Raw genomic sequence first — 19,112 nt, 5'->3', positions numbered from 1 at the left:
ATGCTTGTCTATTGGCTGGATATTATTGGCACCGCCGTGTTTGCCATCTCCGGCGTCCTGCTGGCTGGAAAGCTGCGCATGGACCCTTTCGGCGTACTGGTATTAGGCGTAGTCACCGCGGTGGGCGGCGGAACCATTCGCGATATGGCTCTAGCTAACGGCCCGGTATTTTGGGTGAAAGATCCTACCGACCTGGTGGTGGCGATGGTGACCAGCATGCTCACTATCCTGCTGGTGCGTCAGCCACGTCGGCTACCTAAATGGGTGCTGCCGGTACTGGACGCCGTCGGTCTGGCGGTATTTGTCGGTATTGGGGTGAATAAAGCATTTCTTGCCCACAGCGGGCCGCTAGTTGCCGTCTGTATGGGCGTTGTCACCGGCGTTGGCGGGGGGATTATTCGCGATGTGCTGGCGCGCGAAATCCCGATGATCCTGCGCACGGAAATCTACGCCACGGCCTGCATTGTTGGCGGTATCGTTCACGCGACGGCGTATTACACTTTCCGCGTTCCGTTAGAAAATGCAGCAATGATAGGGATGGTCGTCACGCTGGTGATTCGCCTGGCGGCAATTCGCTGGCACCTGAAGCTGCCAACATTTGCGCTTGATGAGAACGGGCGGTAATAAAAGCAAAACGGTAACCTTAACGTTACCGTTTTTAGCGTTTGCTCCCTCTCCCTGTGGAAGAGGGCGGGGGTCCATCTTTAGACGCTGAACGAGGAACCGCAGCCGCAGGTGCTTTTCGCGTTCGGGTTGGTCACGATAAAACGCGAACCTTCCAGACCTTCGGTATAATCGACGGCTCCGCCGACCAGATACTGCAGGCTCATTGGGTCAACCACCAGACCGACGCCCTGCTTCTCGATAGTCATATCGCCATCGTTAACCTGATCGTCAAAGGTGAAGCCGTACTGGAAACCGCTGCAGCCACCACCGGTGATATATACGCGCAGTTTCAGGTTCGGATTGTCTTCATCCGCAATCAGGTCTTTTACTTTAATCGCTGCGGCTTCGGTAAACTCCAGCGGCAACGCTACGTCATCACTCATTTTATGCTCCCATTGCTACTTCTGACCGGTTAAAGAATAACCCGACCTTTTGAGCCATTATCCAATACCCGAGTAAATCGTTCAAGTATTCTCCCCGCCGACCGGCTGCGCCTTTGCTTCCTGTTCCGCCTTTTGTTTTGCCAGGGTACGCTGCAGAATGGTCGAGTATAAAGGCTTACCGCCGAGGAATTGTGCCAATAGTGTTGCGCCGAGGCAGGTAATAATCATTGGCAAAATGAGCTGATAGTTATCGGTCATCTCCAGCACCAGTACAATACCGGTTATCGGCGCGCGGACCGAGGCGGCAAGCAGCGCCCCCATACCGGCAATGGCAAACGTCCCCGCATCCAGATGATACGCCGGAAACAGCGGCGTTGCCGCCATGCCGAACGCGGTTCCCAGCAGCGTCCCCAGCGCCAGCATCGGCGCAAAGATACCGCCAGGCGCGCCGGAAGAGAAACAGAGCAGCGTGGTAATCACCCGGGCGATAAAAATAAACAGCAGCAGGCCGACGGAAAAATTGCCCGCCGCGGCAATAGGAATCAGGTTAAACCCACCGCCGGACGCCGTTGGCTGAATCAGCCCAAGCACGCCGCAGCTGCCGCCGATCAGGCCGCCAATCAGCACCCACTTTTTGATATTTCCACCATGAATGCGCTGGAACATATCCTGGGTACGCAGCACCAGCGTATTAAACAGTGGGCCGATGCAGCCAAAAATCATCCCGAGGATCAAATACAGCCACAGCGTATTGACCGGCGCGTTGCTCAGCTTGCCAACCTCGATAACCGCGTGATCGCCGTTAAAAATGCGAAAAACAATCGTCGACATTATCACGCCGGTAAACACGGCTTTAATGGAGATCAGGTTGTAACGAAACTGCGGGCGCATCTCTTCAATAATAAACAAGATACCGGCGAGCGGCGCGTTAAATGCGGCGGAAAGTCCTGCGGCGGCACCGGTCGCCAATAGCGTATGGCGCGCTTCCGGACTGCGCAGGCGGAATACATCTACCACCATGCGCCCAAGGTTGCCACCAAGCTGCACCATCGGTCCTTCACGCCCCAGCACCATCCCCGCCCCCAGCGTACCCATCCCGCCGATAAACTTCACCGGCAGCACGCGCCACCAGCGCACGGGGCGCAGCTCTTCTAATGCGCCTTCTATTTCCGGGATCCCGGAGCCGCCCGCTTCCGGCGCAAAACGACGCACGAGGAAATAGCCCACCATCGCCAGCAGCGCAGAGCAAATAAAAGCCAGTGGCCAGACCAAAAACCAGTGGTCCGCCACCTCAACCAGCGCGCCAATGCGCAGGTTTTGTACCCAGTTGACGCTTTTCTCAAACGCGACGCCGATCAGTCCTGCCAGCGTCCCGACAACGGCCGCCATCAATAAGACCGCCAGCGGCGTTTTATCACGCTGAATCAACCGACGCACGGCATCACCGCGGCGAACACGCACGAACTGATGTGCTGAAGAAGAGGGATTTTCTGCTTTCATGCCATTATCAATTATTGGTAATACAAATGGAAAGATGGGCATTCTAGCCAACCAAACAAGCCCCGTCGTCAAAAAAATACGTCACGACCACATTGTTTCAATTGGGCAAAACTTTCATAACCTTCCTGGAATAACTTAGAATAGCCGACAAAACATTTTTCACGAACCAGGAACCCGGCAATGAGCAAATCTGAAAACCTGTATAACGCTGCGCGTGAACTTATCCCCGGCGGCGTGAACTCTCCGGTACGTGCCTTCACCGGCGTGGGTGGCACACCGCTGTTTATTGAGCGCGCCGATGGCGCATACCTCTACGACGTCGATGGTAAAGCGTATATCGATTATGTCGGTTCCTGGGGCCCTATGGTGCTCGGTCACAATCATCCGGCAATCCGCAACGCGGTGATTGAAGCAGCGGAACGCGGCCTGAGTTTCGGCGCGCCGACGGAGATGGAAGTCAAAATGGCGGCGCTGGTCACTGAACTGGTCCCGACCATGGATATGGTCCGCATGGTGAACTCCGGTACCGAAGCGACCATGAGCGCCATTCGCCTGGCGCGCGGCTTTACCGGTCGCGATAAAATCATTAAATTCGAAGGCTGCTACCACGGCCACGCTGACTGCCTGCTGGTTAAAGCCGGTTCAGGCGCACTGACTCTTGGCCAGCCGAACTCTCCGGGCGTTCCGGCGGATTTCGCCAAACATACCCTGACCTGCACCTATAACGATCTCGCATCTGTGCGCGCCGCGTTCGAACAGTATCCGCAGGATATTGCCTGCATCATCGTTGAACCGGTCGCCGGTAATATGAACTGCATCCCGCCGCAGCCTGAATTCCTGCCGGGCCTGCGCGCGCTGTGCGATGAATTCGGCGCGCTGCTGATTATCGATGAAGTGATGACCGGCTTCCGCGTGGCGCTGGCCGGCGCACAGGATTACTACGATGTCGTGCCGGACCTGACCTGCCTGGGCAAAATTATCGGCGGCGGGATGCCGGTTGGCGCCTTCGGCGGTCGTCGTGAAGTGATGGATGCGCTGGCCCCGACCGGCCCGGTTTACCAGGCGGGAACGCTCTCCGGTAATCCGATCGCCATGGCGGCGGGCTTCGCCTGCTTAACCGAAGTGGCGCAGCCTGGCGTGCATGAAACCCTGACTGAACTAACCAATCAGTTGGCTCAGGGTCTGCTGGACGCCGCCCGTGATACCGGTATTCCGCTGGTAGTGAATAACGTCGGCGGCATGTTCGGCATTTTCTTTACCGATGCGCCCACCGTGACCTGCTATCAGGATGTGGTGAAGTGCGACGTAGAGCGTTTCAAACGTTTCTTCCACCTGATGCTGGAAGAGGGTATCTATCTGGCGCCGTCGGCGTTTGAAGCAGGCTTTATGTCTATCGCCCACAGTGAAGAAGATATCGATAACACTATCGCCGCAGCACGTAACGCCTTCGCGAAGCTGTAATCCTGAATGCCGGGGCAACGCGGCCCCGGCAATAACGTCATGCCTTAAAAAAACACAAATTTGCGTCGGCCGACGCATAACATTGTGCAAACTCGATCGCCTCAAAAGATTGTCATCATTCCGCCTCGTAGAACCCAAAATCGCGGGCAGACACTGTGCAGCCAAAAGCAGATTCTCAGCGAAAACTCAGCCGCAAGGATCGCTCAGGATGACAACGCAATCTTCCCCTACACCGCATGATGCAATCTTTAAACAGCTCATGACCCATACCGAAACCGCCAGAGATTTTATTGATATCCACCTTCCGACAGACCTGCGCACGCTGTGCGATCTCAGCACGCTACAGCTGGAATCAGGTAATTTTATCGAAGAAGACCTGCGCGCCTATTACTCCGATATACTTTACTCCCTGAAAATAAAAGATAAGACAGGCTATATCCACGTACTTATTGAGCATCAAAGCTCACCGGATAAGCAGATGGCTTTTCGCCTAATGCGCTATGCCGTCGCCGCCATGCGGCGACATCTGGAAGCAGGAAATACGCATCTCCCTCTGGTTATCCCCATTCTGTTTTATCAAGGTAAAACCTCGCCCTCCCCCTTCCCGATGAACTGGTACAGCCTGTTCGACTCGCCGGAATGGGCAAAAAAAGTCTACAACCGCCCTTTTCCGCTGGTCGATATCACCGTCATACCTGACGATGCGATTATGCAGCACCGGCGTATTGCGATACTGGAGCTCCTGCAGAAACATATTCGGCAACGGGATCTCATGCTGCTGCTGGAGCAATTGGGGGGCCTGCTGAACGCCGGATACACTACCGCCGAACAGCTAAAAGTGTTATTTAGCTATATGGGGCAGCGCGGTTATACCGCAAACCCTAAGGCTTTTTTCAATGGACTGGTAAGTCATATACCGCAGGAGGAGTCAATGGAAACGCTGGACGAATGGCTGGAGAAGAACGGTAAGGAACTTTTTCTTGAATGGGGCGTTGAAAAAGGTGAAGCAAAGGCTCGGCTAAAAATTGCCAACCGGATGCTGGAAAACGGAATGGAACAGTCGCTGGTCATTCAGCTCACCGAATTAACGGAAAACGAAATCAAACAGTTGCAGAATTCAGGTGGTTGATCAGATGACATCGCGACGCCCGCCGGGCATCGCGATGCCAAAACGCTACCTGCTCTGCTTTCTTAACAGATAGATAAAGTACGGTGCGCCGATAAAGGTCGACAGCAGTCCCGCCGGGATCTGGTACGGGAACATCATCATTCGGCCACACCAGTCGGCGAACACCAGCAGCACCCCACCAATCAGCCCGGACATCACCATATGCGGCATCGTACGTCGAAACCCCATCATACGGGCAATATGCGGTGCCATTAGCCCCACAAAGCTCAATGGACCAATGGTTAACGTCGCGGTGGCGGTCAGACATGCCGCCAGCAGCAGTAGCCCAATACGCGACGGCGTCAGTGCCATCCCGACCGCTCTCGCCGCTTCGCCGCCCAACGGCAGAATCGTTAGCCAACGGCGACATAGCGGGGCCAGCACCAGCAGGATCAGCATCACCATGCCGCTACGCACGACTAACTCTGGCGTCGCGCTGTAGGTTGAACCGGAAATCCACGTCAGGATCTGCGCCATTCGCGGATCGCCGCTGGCCTGCAGCATCATCAGCAGCATGGTAAACGCAGTACTCAGCGCCATCCCCGCCAGCAGCATACGATGCGGTGAGAACCCGCCGCGCCCGGCAGCAATCAGGATGATCAGCAACGTTGCGGCGGCCCCGATGCTACCAGCAGGCAGCAGCCAGCCAAACGCATTGCCCGGCACAAAAAACAGCATCACCACCACGCCGAACGCCGCGCCGGAGCTGATCCCGAGCACTTCCGGGCTGGCCATCGGATTACCGGTTAGACGTTGGATAATGCAGCCCGCCACCGCCAGCATCATGCCGGCAAACAGCGCCGCCAGAATGCGCGGCCAGCGCCAGGGCATCAGTTGATCCAGTAACGTACCGCTGGCCCAGTGCCAGCCCTGCGCGTCGCGACCAAAAGCCAGCGCAACGATAATTGCCAGCAGCAAAATCACCAGGCCGCCCAGCGCAAACCACAGCACATTTTGCCGTTCAGCCAATACCTTATCGCCACCGTTCATCACCGGCGCGCTAATACTACGCAGGCGCGGCAGCAGCCATAGCAGCAGCGGCGCGCCAATCAGCGCGGTCACCGAGCCAGTGGAGACTTCCATCCATACCCGGGTCAGCCAGAGGATAAGCTGATCGGAGAGCCACAGCAGCAGCGCGCCAATCAGGGCCGCCAGCAGCAGGCGCGACAACAGACGGCGCGCGCCCAGCATCTTCGCCAGCAGAGGCGCGAACAGACCGATAAAACCAATAATCCCCACCGCATTCACCAGCAGCGCGCTAATGATAATCGCCAGCGTCAACGCCCCCAGCCGAGCCAGCGAGAGCGCCAGCCCGAGGTTGCGCGCCACGCCGTCGTCCAGCCCCATCAAGGTCAGCGGACGCAACAGCAGCAGAGTTAAAATCGCTCCGCCCAACAGCTGCGGCCACAGCCGCTGCACCACGCTCCAGTCGGTCTGCGTCAGGGTGCCGGTGCTCCACAAGAACATGCTTTGTAGCTGGTCGTGATGGAAAATCGCCATCAGCTGATTGAGCGCGCCGCAGTAGAGACTGACCACCAGCCCTGCCAGAATCAGCGTTACCGGCGAAAGGCGTTTGCCCCAGGAGACGCCAAATACCAGCGCACCGACCAGACACGCCCCGGCCAGCGCGGCAAACTGCGACGCCAGTACGCCAGGGATTGCCCACAGTGTCGTTACCGTCATCCCTAGCTGCGCGCCAGTCGCCACGCCAAGAGTCGTCGGCTCCGCCAGCGGATTACGCAGCACCTGCTGGAACAGTACGCCCACCAGCCCCAGTCCGGCGCCGACCAGCAGCGATATTGCCAGCCGCGGCAGCAGGCTGTAGTGGAACAGCATCTGGGCGATATTATCGATATTCGGTTGCCAGAGCGCCTGAACCCATTCGCTTCGCGGCAGCGCCACGTTAAGGTTGAACAGCGTTAGCGTAAAAGCGGCGATAAGGAGTATCGAAAGCAACAGTATCGCCAGAGGAGAAATTCGCTGCCTCACGCCGGACCTCCCTGCGCATCGGCCAGCACGCGGGCAAAATACATCGCCGATAGCGTCGCACCGTAGAACCACACCGCCGGGACGCGCTGAAAACGCCCTGCGCGAACAAAGGGCATCGCCCGCCACAGCGGCGTCGCCATAAGCTGCGCCATTTCCCGCTCATTGCCATGATCGAAGCAGATAACGTCAACGTCCCTGTAGGCCGCCAGCCGGTCAATACCGACGGTAACGCTCCCCCAGAAGGTGGTTTCCCCCTGCCAGGCGTTTTGGATATCAAAGCGTTCGAGCACTTCCTGAAACAGACAGTTTTGCGCAAAAACCAGCACGTGACGAGTATCAAGCAGGGTAATCATCAGTAGCGGGCGATCGGCGCGTTTGGCAAAGCGTGGCCGCAGGCTCTCCATCAGCGCGTCAAACTCCGCCAGATGGCGTTTCGCTTCCTGCTGTTTGCCGATCAGTTCAGCCATTTCACTAAGTGACTGCTGAGCCATCATCAGCGGGCGCTTACCGTCGCTGAAGGTGAATCCTCGCCCGGGCGCAATCCGCGCCAGTTTTTCCGACGAGGGACCATATCCTGCCGACCAGACCAGAAATGATGGTTTCATCTGGGTCAGCAGTTCAAGATTCGGCTCGGTGCGCAGCCCGACATCAATCACCGAGTCCGGCAGCGCAGGTTCATTAACCCATAGTCTGTAGTTCGGGATATCGGCGACGCCATAAGGCGTGACGCCCAGCGCCAGCAGCAGCTCGACCGGCAGCCACTCCAGAGCGACAATACGCTGCGGGTCAACTTCCGCCGCCCGCGCGCCGCGCATCTGCCACAGCAGCGGCGACAGAGCCATCGCGGTCAGCAGGCGCCGCCGCGTAATTAGATTCAGGTTTTCCATTAATAGACAAAACTTACCGGCGCAGCGCCAGCCGGATGCGGCAGGATCCCCATCGGAATACCGTAAATTTGTTCCAGGGTTTCACTGCGCATCAGTTCCGCAGGCGTTCCCTGAGCAATCATCTCACCGCCGCGCAGAGCAACCAGATAGTCGCAGTAGCGGGCAGCCATATTAATATCATGCAGGACGGCAATAACCGTCAGCCCGCGCTGCTGGCTAAGACGGTGAACCAGTGCCAGAACATCCACCTGGTGGGCGATATCCAGCGCCGAGGTCGGCTCGTCGAGCAGCAAACAGCGGCTATCCTGGGCTACCAACATGGCAATCCACGCGCGCTGACGTTCGCCGCCGGAGAGGCTATCCACCAGCCGATGAGCCAGCGGTTTTAGCCCAACCAGCGCTATCGCCTCTTCCACTTTCTCGCGATCCGCTACGCCAAAGCGCCCCAGCGCCCCGTGCCACGGATAGCGACCGATAGCCACCAGTTCACGCACCGTCATGCCCTCCGCTGGCGGCAGCTGCTGCGGCAGGTAGGCGACTTTGCGGGCAAACGCTTTGCTGCCCCAGCTGTCGAGCGGCTGACCGTCGAGCAAAACATCACCTTCCGAAGGCGGCTGATGGCGGCCCAGCATTTTCAACAGCGTCGATTTTCCGGAGCCGTTATGGCCAATCAGGCCAGTCACTTTTCCCGCCGGGAAGGTTAATGAGAGAGGATGCAGCAACGTGCGGCCGGGCACGCGGAAGGTCACGCGGTCCAGCGAAAACGTAGTATCGGAGTGCGGAGTGTTTTCCTGCATAACGGGACCCGGTAAGAGGCGCGGCGAACCGCGCCCGTTAAGTGGTTAGAAACGGAAAGTTGCGGTTGCCACGACCTGACGCTCTGCGCCCCAGTAGCACGCGTATTCACTGTAGCAGCTGGAAACGTATTCACGATCGAACAGGTTGTTGACGTTGACCCCAATCGACGATCCCGGCAAACCAAAGCGTGCCAAATCGTATTTCACGGTAGCATCCATTACAGCGTAACTTGCCACATTGAAGGAATCATTTTTATTCCCCGTAGAAGTGTCATTCTTGTAATAGCTCACCGTTGAACCGACATAACGCGCACCGGCACCCAGCGTCAGCCCGCTAAGCGCGGTTTCGTGGAAGGTGTAATCTGCCCACAGTGATGCCATATTGCGTGGCACTTCCGCCGGACGTTTGCCGTTAAACACGGTGTCGTGTTGGTATTCAGCGTCAGTGTAGGTATAGGACGCGGTGACGTTAATATTGGCGTTCACCGCCGCTTTCGCTTCCAGCTCAATACCGCGAGAGCGGATCTCACCAGTCTGGATACTGAATGCAGAATTATTTGGATCCGCCGTCAGGTTTTTATCTTTGGTCAACTGATATACCGCCGCCGTCAGCACAATCGGCATATCTTTCGGCACATACTTAACCCCCGTTTCATACTGTTCGCCGTGGGAAGCATCGAAGGGTTTTCCATCCCGGGACGATCCGGAAACCGGTTCGAAAGACTGGCTGTAGCTGAAGTATGGAGAGATACCATTATCGAACAGATAGTTAATTCCACCGCGCCAGGTAAACTGCTGATCGTGGTTTTTAGCCAGCGAGTCAGAAGAGCGAGTCAGAGTTGAAGCCATCGCATAGTCATAGCGACCGCCCAGCGTCATAACCCACTTATCCCACTCCATCTGATCTTGCGCATACAGGCCGGTTTGCTCCATACGATTGAGAACCGCATACTTGGCATATGGGCCGCTAACATCAATATTAGGGTTGCCGTACTGCGGGTTCTGTATGTCAATAGAATCGGCTGAGCCATAAAGTGCATTCACATCGTTGCGCATGCGCGAATAATCAACGCCGGTTAGCAGAGTATGGCCTACCGCACCGGTAGCAAAATCTGACTGCAGCTGGGTATCAACGGTAAACGTATTAAGATGTTCATCAGAGCGCACATACGCGCGGTTGATCTTCCCTGTCGGAGCATAGCCGTTGCCATAGACCGAACGATACAGGGTATGCACGTCGGCATAACGCAGGTTCTGACGCACAGTGAAGGTGTCATCAAACTGATGCGAGAAGCTGTAGCCAACCATCTGCTGGCGGCGCGCCATCTTATTATCCGATTCACCTTCGTTGAAATCCGTCGGCAGCTTATGGGCGTTGCCGTTGGCGTCGTAATACGGCACCACGGTCCCTTCACGCGGCAGCCAGCCGTAATAACCGGCATACGGATCGTTCTGGAAATTACTCAGGAAGGTGAAATCGGTTTTGTCATCCGGACGCCAGCTAAAGGACGGTGCTACCGCGTAGCGAGTAGATTTCGCCATCTGCTGCTGGGCATCCTGGCTGCGGCCTAACCCGGTCAGACGATATGACCATACGCCGTTATCATCAATGGCGTCGCTGAAGTCAAAGCCGGTCTGCCACAGGTTATCGGTACCCATTTTGAACTGGATTTCTTTCAGCGGCTCTGTGGTTGGGCGTTTGCTGACCATACTGACGATGCCGCCAGGGTTGCTGTTGCCGTAAAGCACCGAGGTTGGCCCGCGCATGACTTCCACACGTTCGAGGAAATAAGGGTCCATCGATACTTCAGAATAGTTATTGCCCTGCAGTTTCATACCATCCAGATACTGGTTGGTATTCACCGTCGTGGAGGTGGTGAAGCCACGAATTGTCACCACATCATAGGTAGTCGAGCTGCCGCGGGTAGAGAATACGCCCGGCGTATAAGCCAGCGCTTCTTTGACCGTTGTTGGCTGCTTCATCTCCATTTCCTGGCGGGTGACCACGGAAATAGACTGCGGCGTTTTTTCTATCGGGGTATCAGTTTTTGTTGCGGTAGCCGAACGTTTTGCCGCGATTGTCGGAGCCGGTCCCCAGGCACTTTCCTGGCTGGACGGTGCTGCAACAACGGTAATCGTTTCTTCTTTCGGTTCAACTGCCGCCTGTGCATAGACAGACATGCCGCTAACCGCCGTGGCTACTACGACTGCGATTTTACGCAGCGAGTGGTTTGGCTGAGCAGTTTTTGGACGCGCCATGGGTATATCTCTAATGGAAGTGAATGATAACGTAAACGAGAATTATTATTATAACGGATGACATAATAGGCGAAACGATTGAGGCAAGGCAAGAAATATGCCCCTCATGAGATATCAAAGGCTGAATAAATAACCAGACAGTAATTGTGGGGTTAAATGGCTGTTAATTATTTTACAGATATAAAAAGCCCTCTAATACTGAGGTATTAGAGGGCCTATTTATATTGCAGTAACCTATCCGCAAAATCATTCCAGGATGAAGCGGATAATTACTTGCTGCCGAACATATCCTTAATCCAGCCCGCGACGCCATCGCTACTTTCCTGCTTCGGCGGTTGCTGCTGCTGATTTTGCTGCTGTTGCTGCTGCCCGGACTGATTGAACGGGTTATTCGCCTGCTGCTGTTCGAGCTGCTGCTGTTGCATCTGCTCGCCCTGCTGGCAGAGCGCATCCGGCGTGGTCGTCCATACCGGAAGCGAACGCATTCCGCCGCCGCAGACAAAGTTACCGCTGCTATCGATGCCCATATCCACAACGTCTTCCGGCGCGGTCAGCACCAGCGGCGTTGGCGTCTGGTTAGCCAGATAGCGCTGATAAATCGACATTGCGCCGCTGGCTCCGTACAGCTTGGTCGGCTGGTTATTATCGCGACCCACCCAGGTAATGGTCACCTGACCGCCGTCAATACCGGCAAACCAGGTATCAACGTTATTGTTGGTGGTCCCGGTTTTACCCGCCAGATGCAGACCCGGATACTTCGCACCCAGCTGACGACCGGTGCCGCGCTGCACCACCTGCTGCATGGTCCAGAGCGTCATATACGCCGCCTGTGCCGGAACGGCGCGTTCCGCCTGCGGATAGCTCTGATACAGCACGGTACCATCTTCAGCGATAACGGAACGCAACGCTGACAGCTGCGCGCGATTACCGCCGCTGGCAATGGTCTGGAACGCCTGCGCGACCTCAATCGGCGTCAGGTTCAGCGCCCCCAGCAGCATAGACGGAACCGCGTTAAGCTGGTTCTTCGGTGCCCCCAGCTTCGTCCAGGTATCGACCACCGCCGGTAGGCCCAGCGCCATCCCGAGGTTGACCGTCGGCACGTTCATTGAACGGGTCAGGGCGTCAACCAACATCACTTTACCGCTATCGCTGTAGCGACGATCGTCGTTCTGCGGTGACCAGGTCTGACCGTTAGACAGACGAATCGCGATTGGCGCATCGGCAATCCAGGTATTCAGTCGATACTGGTTCGGCTGGCTCAGCGCAGTCAGATAGGTCGCCGGTTTTGCCAGAGAACCAATCGAACGACGCGCCTGCATCGCGCGGTTATAACCAGCAAACTGCGGCTCCGCCCCGCCAACCATCGCCCGCACCTCACCGGTAAAGCGGTCGACCACAACCATCGCGGTTTCCAGATCCGGCAGCTTACGCTGTTTCTTCAGCGCCGGGATGCCTTCTATCGCCGCTTTTTCCGCTGCATCCTGCGCAACCGAGTCGAAGGTGGTAAAGATCTTCACGCCGGAGAGATCTTTCACTTTATCGCCCAATTTCGCCTGCAGCTCCTGACGCACCATCTGCATAAACGCAGGCTGCGGAGAGATAACCCCGCCGCGCGGCTGTACGCCCAGCGGACGCGCGCTCAGCATGTCATACAGTTCTTGATCGATGATCTGCTGCTGTTGCAGGAGACGCAGCACGAGGTTGCGTCGCTCCAGCGCCAGTTTCGGGTTACGCCACGGGTTATAAACCGACGCACCTTTTACCATTCCCACCAGCAGCGCCTGCTGATCGAGGCTCAGCTCTTCCACCGGGCGGCCAAAGTAATACAGGCTCGCCAGCGGGAAGCCGCGGATTTCGTTATCGCCGCTCTGACCGAGGTACACCTCGTTCATATACAGCTCAAGGATGCGATCCTTGCTGTAACGGGCATCAACGATCAGCGCCATATAGGCTTCATTAATCTTACGCCAGTATGAACGTTCGCTGGAGAGGAACAGGTTCTTCACCAGCTGTTGGGTCAGCGTACTCGCCCCCTGCACCGTACGACCGGCGGTCAGGTTAGCCAGCACCGCACGGCCAATCGAGTAAAGGCTGATACCATCGTGCTCGTAGAAATGGCGGTCTTCGGTCGCCAGCAGCGTATCGACCAGCAGATCCGGGAAGCCGTTACGCTTCACGAACAGGCGCTGTTCACCGTTGGCCGATTGCAGCATGGTGATCAGGCGCGGATCGAGACGGAAGAAACCGAACTGGCGGTTGTTATCCATGTTCTCGATAGTTTCCAGACGATCGCCGTCAAAGCTCAGACGCGCGCGCACCTGGCCTTCTTTACTGTCCGGGAAATCGAACGGACGGCGGATCATCTCAATGCTGTTGGCCTGCACCGTGTATTCGCCCGGGCGCGTCATCGCGCTCACCTGACGATACTGCGTGGCGTTGAGCAGGCGCACCATCTCGTTTTTGCTGATCTGCATATCTGGCTCGAGATTGACCATCCGGCCATAGACTGCGGCGGGCAGATCCCAGACTTTACCGTCAATGCGGCTGCGGATTTTCTGGTCGAGATAGACGCCGTAGGCGGCAATCAAAACCGCACAGACGACGCCAATCTTAATCAGCAGCCACAGCCAGGTGCGTTTACGACGAGGGGGCTTACCGCCTTTGCCTTTTGCTTTCCGCGGCATCGGTTTTTCGTCCTCATAGTCATCATCATCGTAATCGTCGTCGTAGTCCTCTTCCCGAACCCGACGACGAGTTACCTTTTGTTTTGCCGGGCGTGAGGGTCTCCCCTTACGTCCGATCGGCTCGCGGTCATCTCCCGCCATGCTTTTTCTCCGCAACTTACAGGCGTAAAGGCCTGATTCTCAATGTTTCCCCCGACAGGAGGAAGAAGAAATCTCTCAAATTGACGCCTGAATGTCTTCGTTTTCAGGCATCCATTTATGGACTGCGCGACGTCTTATCATGTCGCTCGCATGATTTTCACTTTAAAAATTCACCATATAAATCACATTGTTACACGCTTCATTGGCAGAATAGTTCGGGACACAGCATTTATTGTCCAGGAGACACAGGATAGCACTAAACCGCGACATTCTTAACCAGCATTTTACATGCTCATCGGGTAACAAAAGGGAAATTATTATGTTTTTTAATAACATAAAATGTGCGCCTGTCCCCATCGCAACAGCAGCTGGCTACCAGCGGAAACGGGGGATCGCAGCAGCAGAAAATATTATTTTAGTCAGGAAAAGAGAGTCATCTCGGCCGAAAGAAAAAGAATTTTAAAAGACCGCAATGATAAAAACGAGAGCCGCATAACATTTATAATTTGGCAGATTTTGTGATGACTCCATACAAATATTTGTTAAACTGTCAGCCAATTAATTTTTTCCGATTAATATATTATGCGCAATTTCGTTATATTTCCGCTTATCGCGTTCGCTCTGCTCTCAGGCTGTCAGCAAAATCGTTCAACAACCCTGAGTCCTGCCGTTAGCAGTCAGGCCCAGCTTGAACAGCTCGCCGCCGTTGCCGCCGGGGCGCGCTATCTGAAGAATAAATGCAACCGCAGCGATCTCCCCGCCGATGACGCAATTAACCGTGCGGCAATAAACACAGGTAAAAAACGCGGATGGGCAAATATTGATGAAAATACGCTAAGCCAGCGCAGCGCGCAGCTATATCAGCAGCTCCAGCAGGACAGTACGCCGGAAGCCACAAAATGCAGCCAGTTTAATCGCCAGCTCGCGCCCTTTATTGATAGCCTGCGCGGCAATAAATAGTTTTTTCAAATCCGCTTTCGCTATTTTTATTCCCCCTGCGGGCTATCTTCAATCGTTCCCCCCGGCCAGTCATCCAGCGCTGCCAGGGTAAACGTCTTACCGTTAAAGCTAAACACGGTAACATCCTGTTGGATCTGTTCGATAACCAGGTCCGGCAGCGGCGAATCGCCCTCCTTCCATGATTGTCCGTTCAATACAATGCTGCGCTTCTCCGCCAGCGAGGCGTAGACGTGCACGCTATAGCGCAAAGGCGGCAGATTATCTTCATCGACTTCAATTGCCGCTTCGGCCTTCATCTCCGGCTCGGCTTTCACTGCCGCCGCGGTTTTTTTTACCGCCGGTTGAATCGAGGTCTGATTCAGCGGCACCAGCGCCGCATGGGCTACCGGCTGCGTCATCAACTGCGGCTCAGGTTTGTTGCGCCATTGCTCACCGCCAAACCAGCCCAGCGCAATCAACAATGCGGCATACAGTGGCACGGTTACATACGGAATTTGCACCATTTTCCCGATCACCACCGGGGGCTCATCAGGTTGAGGAAACGGCTCTTGCTGGCGAACAAGCACTGGCTTTCTCCTTAATAAAGAAACGCCATCCCGGCCTGTGGTTTTCACACCGCAGACCGGGAGGTTCAGGACTAACTTAAGTTACTTACTGCTCACCGGCAGACCAGCGCCCTGAGCATCGCCTTGCGGCAGTTCCAGTACCGCAACGGACCAGGCCGGAAGCGTGACGGTACCGTCAGCAGCAATCTGTACGCCATTTGCCAGCGAAGATTCGCCCGCCGTCTGCTGGATAGCGCTCAGCTGCAGCGTTTCCCCGGCAAAATCATTCAGCGTCCGGCTTTCCGGCGCGGCGTTGATCGCCACCACCAGCCCGTCAAGGCGGCTATCCAGGCTCGCGCCCGCTTTCGCACCGTCATCCACGGTCATAACCAGCAGACCTGCCTGCTGATCGGAACCGGTATTGCGGAAATCAACGCGCTTCATCACCGCGTTACCGTCGCCCAACGTGAACAGCGGCGAGGATTTACGCAGTTCGGTCAGTTCCTGGTAGAACGCGGTCATCTGCTTCAGCTCAGCTTCGCCCGGCGTAGCAACCATATCTTTGACGCGAGAAATCACGTCATAGTTGCTACCGTCATCGCTGCTGCGCGGCATCCCGACGTTGTAGTTGTTATCCTGCATAGAATAATCAACGCGGTTGAACCAGTCGCCGGAGTCGTAGGAGTCGCGGGTGAAGGATTTCGAGCGCAGCAGTTCAGAGCCCTGCTGGTCGAACGCAATCCCCTGCCCCAGCATCACCGTCGCCAACGAAACGGCCTGCATGCGCACGCGGGTCGCCAGGTCGGCTTCCTGGGACGCTTTATAGCTGATCATGTCCCACAGGGTCTGGTTGTCGTGCTTCGAAACATAGTTGACGACTTCCGTCGGGTCTGCGGCATAACCGCCAGGCGCGCCGTTATAGTCAATTTCGCTACCTTTCTTCACCGCGCCGTCTTTATCGATCATCACAAAATCGGCAAGGTTACCGGCCATTCCCAGACGGGTCAGGTCGGCCAGGTGGCGAACCTGATCATCGCTCAGGCTGGTAATTTCGTTTGGTAATACGCCCGCGCCGCTGCCGACGCCCTGGTTCTGACGCAGAGCATCGCCTGAGTCGAACGGCCCGCCGCCGCGTACGGAGTCGCGCAGACGATCGGAGAACGTACCAATGCCGGTGCCTTTCAGGTTGATCTGCGAAGCGATTTCAAAGCGATCGCTCTGGTTAGAGTCCCAGCCTTCGCCGAAGAAATAGATATCCGGGTTCAACGCTTTGATGCGATCCCACGCCGAGAGAATTTGCGCTTTCGGGTGATAGCCCATCAGGTCGAAGCGGAAGCCATCGATTTTATAATCGGTGGTCCATACCGCCAGCGAGTCGGCGATAAGCTTGGCAAACATCCGATGCTCCGGCGCGGAGTCTGAACAGCAGGTAGCGGATTCGACGCTGCCGGTGGTTTCATTCAGGCGCTGATAGTACCAGGGCACAATTTTATCCAGCACCGAGGTGCGATCGGTCGGCCCGGCGGCATTGGTGTGGTTGTACACCACGTCCATAATGACGTTCATGCCCAGATCCTGTTTGATCGCCTGAATCATGGTGCGGAACTCTTTGATACGCGTCGTACCTTCCGGATCGGTCGCGTAAGATCCTTCCGGAACCGTGTAGTGGAACGGATCGTAACCCCAGTTATAGGAGTCGGTCTGCGCCACCAGCGTATTCAGCGCCTGCACCTGTGGGTTATCCTGACTATCGCTCTGCTTAAGCTGATTCAACACCTCTTCCACCGTGGATCCGCTGTCGCAGTACCCGGCAAATTCGCTGCTTTTCACTGCGCTGTTCACTTCACACAGGCGGCTGAACGGCTGCTGAATGTCAGCAACTTTGTCGCTGAACTCGTTCACCGTCGCCAGATCGAAGACCGGCAGCAGCTCAATGTGCGTCACGCCTGAAGCCGAAAGCTTCTTCAGGTGCTGTACCATATTGCTGTCACCGGCGGTCAGCGCGAGGTATTTACCGCGCAGTTCGGCCGGGACGGTCTGATCCCAGGCGGAGAGATCGCGAATATGCGATTCATGGATCGTCATCTTCGCTAAATCCGCTTTGGTTTTCTGCGCATGAGGTATGGTCAGGCTGTCCCAACCGTCAGGCTTGAGCGCGCTGTCGTTGAGGTCAACAACCTGGCTGTACTCCGAGTTGGTCGACAGGCTGTGCGCGTACGGATCGGTAACTTCGTACTGTTCAACCTTACGCGATTGCGGATGATAAACCGTCATCGCATAGCGGTAGAATGCGCCTTTCAGATCGCTGCCGCCCTGCCAGGACCATGCGCCAGAAGCGCTGTCGCGGGTCATCGGATGGCTACCGGTCACTTTCTTATCCGCGCTGTACACCACCACATCCACCTGCTGAGCGGTCGGCGCCCAGACGCGGAAGTTCACGCCGCCATCGGTCAGTTGCGCACCATAATTCAGCGCTTCCGCCGCTTCAGCATAGGTGTCATCCAGTACGCCTGCCGTCTGCACCTGGGTGGCGGAAATCAGGATCCCGTCCTCTTCGGCAGCAATAGCAACCGTTTCGCCCTGCAGCAGTTCGTCAACGTTGGCGTTATCCGGCAGCTTAAAGGCCGCGTAGCTGGAAAGATGCGGGAAGCGCATGCTGACCTGTTGGCTAACCGTGGTCGGCGTCAGTTTCAGATAGCGGTCGGTAAATTTACCTTCGCTATCGGCCGCCACTTTGCTGCTGTGGCTGTAGTACAGGCGCACGAGGGGTTTATCCTGCCCGCCCGGCCACAGCAGCGTATTTTTGTCGACCCAATGGGCTTCGGCCAGCGCCACGCCAAACGCGGCGCGGAAGGCATCGGCACGAGAGTCATAGACCGCGCTGTTACCGGCGATCACCGATACTGTCCTGTCGGTAAAATCGCTAAACGACACCTTGAGATCGCTATCGATCAGCTTATTGGTGCCATCGCGAACAATCACGTTAATACAGCCGCTCTCCTTATTGAGCGGAACCACCCAGTACGGGCCATATTTATCGCTGCCCGTCGGCGTAGTGCTGACATCATTCCAGTCAGCCACCGGCGAGCTCAGCGCGTCGCAGGTTTCGTTGTTCCACAGATAGAGATTTTTACTGCTGTAGTCCGCCGCGCTGTTGCTGGTGATCCCGGCAATATCCACCAGATGGATAACCGCCTGGTTTTCTACCGCCGTGACCGCTTCGCCAGGCACCGCAACGTCAGGTAAACGTACAACGACATCCTGATTATCAGGCGTGTCAGGATTTCCAGAGGAAGAAGAAGAGGATCCGTTATCGCAGCCGCTAAGCAAAACCAGCGATCCCAGAACCAGGGCATTACGGGTATATCTGAGCATTCGATAGTCCCTTTAATACCCGTCATACTTCAAGTTGCATGTGCGTTGGCTGCCTCGCTCACCCCAGTCACGTACTTAAGTACGCTCCTGGGGACTCACTGCGTTGCCGCCTTCCTGCAACTCGAATTATTTAGGGTATATGCTGATTAATTATATGAAGTGATCTATGAACGAAATTATTCAGAGTGCATTACAGCACCATGAAAAATGACGAGCATATCTTTAAAGCGTCGATAATTAGATATTCTTGCTCTCTTCGGTTCAATCATCCATTCATTCATCCCCTGGGGGCGTAGG

General features: G+C 55.9%; 13 protein-coding genes. 4 read left to right on the top strand and 9 right to left on the bottom strand.

The window, feature by feature from the left end; all coding sequences use genetic code 11:
* Complete coding sequence (locus tag FN082_RS07165) at positions 1–624, top strand: TRIC cation channel family protein (protein WP_142464262.1); 624 nt, start codon at positions 1–3, stop codon at positions 622–624.
* An 80-nt stretch (positions 625–704) separates the two neighbouring features.
* On the opposite strand, the gene erpA is transcribed toward FN082_RS07165, so the two are convergent.
* Both erpA and clcA read right to left on the bottom strand, forming a co-directional pair.
* A complete protein-coding gene (gene erpA / locus FN082_RS07160) occupies positions 705–1,049 on the bottom strand; it encodes an iron-sulfur cluster insertion protein ErpA (RefSeq protein WP_110272482.1) in 345 nt (114 codons plus the stop codon).
* Positions 1,050–1,130: 81 nt separating this feature from the next.
* Positions 1,131–2,549 (bottom strand): H(+)/Cl(-) exchange transporter ClcA, encoded by a 1,419-nt coding sequence (clcA, locus tag FN082_RS07155; protein WP_142981362.1) that lies wholly within the window; start codon positions 2,547–2,549, stop codon positions 1,131–1,133.
* A 180-nt stretch (positions 2,550–2,729) separates the two neighbouring features.
* On the opposite strand from clcA, the gene hemL reads away from it, so the two are divergent.
* Together hemL and FN082_RS07145 are read left to right on the top strand one after the other, a co-directional pair.
* Entirely contained in the window at positions 2,730–4,010 is a 1,281-nt protein-coding gene (hemL, locus tag FN082_RS07150; protein WP_142466374.1) for a glutamate-1-semialdehyde 2,1-aminomutase, read from the top strand.
* Positions 4,011–4,218: 208 nt separating this feature from the next.
* Positions 4,219–5,139 (top strand): Rpn family recombination-promoting nuclease/putative transposase, encoded by a 921-nt coding sequence (locus FN082_RS07145; protein ID WP_142981361.1) that lies wholly within the window; start codon positions 4,219–4,221, stop codon positions 5,137–5,139.
* 45 nt (positions 5,140–5,184) lie between these two features.
* Here the strand turns inward: FN082_RS07145 and fhuB are convergent, their stop codons facing one another.
* From fhuB to mrcB, 5 genes are all read right to left on the bottom strand, one after another.
* Entirely contained in the window at positions 5,185–7,167 is a 1,983-nt protein-coding gene (fhuB, locus tag FN082_RS07140; protein WP_142981360.1) for a Fe(3+)-hydroxamate ABC transporter permease FhuB, read from the bottom strand.
* Positions 7,164–8,054, bottom strand: coding sequence for a Fe(3+)-hydroxamate ABC transporter substrate-binding protein FhuD (gene fhuD, locus FN082_RS07135; protein ID WP_139537028.1), 891 nt, complete (start codon positions 8,052–8,054; stop codon positions 7,164–7,166). The genes fhuB and fhuD overlap by 4 nt, the downstream gene beginning before the upstream one ends.
* Positions 8,054–8,851, bottom strand: a complete 798-nt coding sequence (gene fhuC, locus FN082_RS07130; protein ID WP_139537027.1) for a Fe3+-hydroxamate ABC transporter ATP-binding protein FhuC — start codon at positions 8,849–8,851, stop codon at positions 8,054–8,056. Before fhuC ends, fhuD begins: the two co-directional genes overlap by 1 nt.
* Before the next feature lie 45 nt (positions 8,852–8,896).
* Positions 8,897–11,110 carry a ferrichrome porin FhuA gene (gene fhuA / locus FN082_RS07125; protein WP_142981359.1) on the bottom strand — a complete coding sequence of 738 codons (2,214 nt, stop codon included), beginning with the start codon at positions 11,108–11,110 and terminating at the stop codon, positions 8,897–8,899.
* 269 nt (positions 11,111–11,379) lie between these two features.
* Positions 11,380–13,935: a bifunctional glycosyl transferase/transpeptidase gene (gene mrcB / locus FN082_RS07120; protein ID WP_112215814.1), complete on the bottom strand. Its 2,556-nt coding sequence runs from the start codon at positions 13,933–13,935 to the stop codon at positions 11,380–11,382.
* Positions 13,936–14,517: 582 nt separating this feature from the next.
* Here mrcB and pulS point away from each other — a divergent pair.
* Positions 14,518–14,895, top strand: coding sequence for a GspS family T2SS pilot lipoprotein variant PulS (pulS, locus tag FN082_RS07115; protein ID WP_142981358.1), 378 nt, complete (start codon positions 14,518–14,520; stop codon positions 14,893–14,895).
* 26 nt (positions 14,896–14,921) lie between these two features.
* On the opposite strand, the gene gspB is transcribed toward pulS, so the two are convergent.
* Both gspB and pulA read right to left on the bottom strand, forming a co-directional pair.
* On the bottom strand, positions 14,922–15,461 hold the full coding sequence (gspB, locus tag FN082_RS07110) for a type II secretion system assembly factor GspB (protein ID WP_139537024.1): 540 nt from the start codon (positions 15,459–15,461) through the stop codon (positions 14,922–14,924).
* 81 nt (positions 15,462–15,542) lie between these two features.
* Entirely contained in the window at positions 15,543–18,815 is a 3,273-nt protein-coding gene (gene pulA / locus FN082_RS07105) for a pullulanase-type alpha-1,6-glucosidase (protein WP_142981357.1), read from the bottom strand.
* Positions 18,816–19,112: the final 297 nt, after the last annotated feature.

This window comes from Klebsiella spallanzanii (assembly GCF_902158555.1).
GTDB classification, from domain to species: domain Bacteria; phylum Pseudomonadota; class Gammaproteobacteria; order Enterobacterales; family Enterobacteriaceae; genus Klebsiella; species Klebsiella spallanzanii.
Note: the sequence above shows the minus strand (reverse complement) of the source record. Positions and strands in the feature narration are given on the sequence as shown.

Bases quoted from the DNA above. Each gene is read 5' to 3' on its own strand.
- pulA (WP_142981357.1), bottom strand. From the start codon at position 18,815: ATGCTCAGATATACCCGTAATGCCCTGGTTCTGGGATCGCTGGTTTTG.
- pulS (WP_142981358.1), top strand. From the start codon at position 14,518: ATGCGCAATTTCGTTATATTTCCGCTTATCGCGTTCGCTCTGCTCTCA.
- fhuD (WP_139537028.1), bottom strand. From the start codon at position 8,054: ATGGAAAACCTGAATCTAATTACGCGGCGGCGCCTGCTGACCGCGATG.
- hemL (WP_142466374.1), top strand. From the start codon at position 2,730: ATGAGCAAATCTGAAAACCTGTATAACGCTGCGCGTGAACTTATCCCC.
- erpA (WP_110272482.1), bottom strand. From the start codon at position 1,049: ATGAGTGATGACGTAGCGTTGCCGCTGGAGTTTACCGAAGCCGCAGCG.
- FN082_RS07145 (WP_142981361.1), top strand. From the start codon at position 4,219: ATGACAACGCAATCTTCCCCTACACCGCATGATGCAATCTTTAAACAG.
- FN082_RS07165 (WP_142464262.1), top strand. From the start codon at position 1: ATGCTTGTCTATTGGCTGGATATTATTGGCACCGCCGTGTTTGCCATC.
- clcA (WP_142981362.1), bottom strand. From the start codon at position 2,549: ATGAAAGCAGAAAATCCCTCTTCTTCAGCACATCAGTTCGTGCGTGTT.
- fhuC (WP_139537027.1), bottom strand. From the start codon at position 8,851: ATGCAGGAAAACACTCCGCACTCCGATACTACGTTTTCGCTGGACCGC.
- fhuA (WP_142981359.1), bottom strand. From the start codon at position 11,110: ATGGCGCGTCCAAAAACTGCTCAGCCAAACCACTCGCTGCGTAAAATC.
- mrcB (WP_112215814.1), bottom strand. From the start codon at position 13,935: ATGGCGGGAGATGACCGCGAGCCGATCGGACGTAAGGGGAGACCCTCA.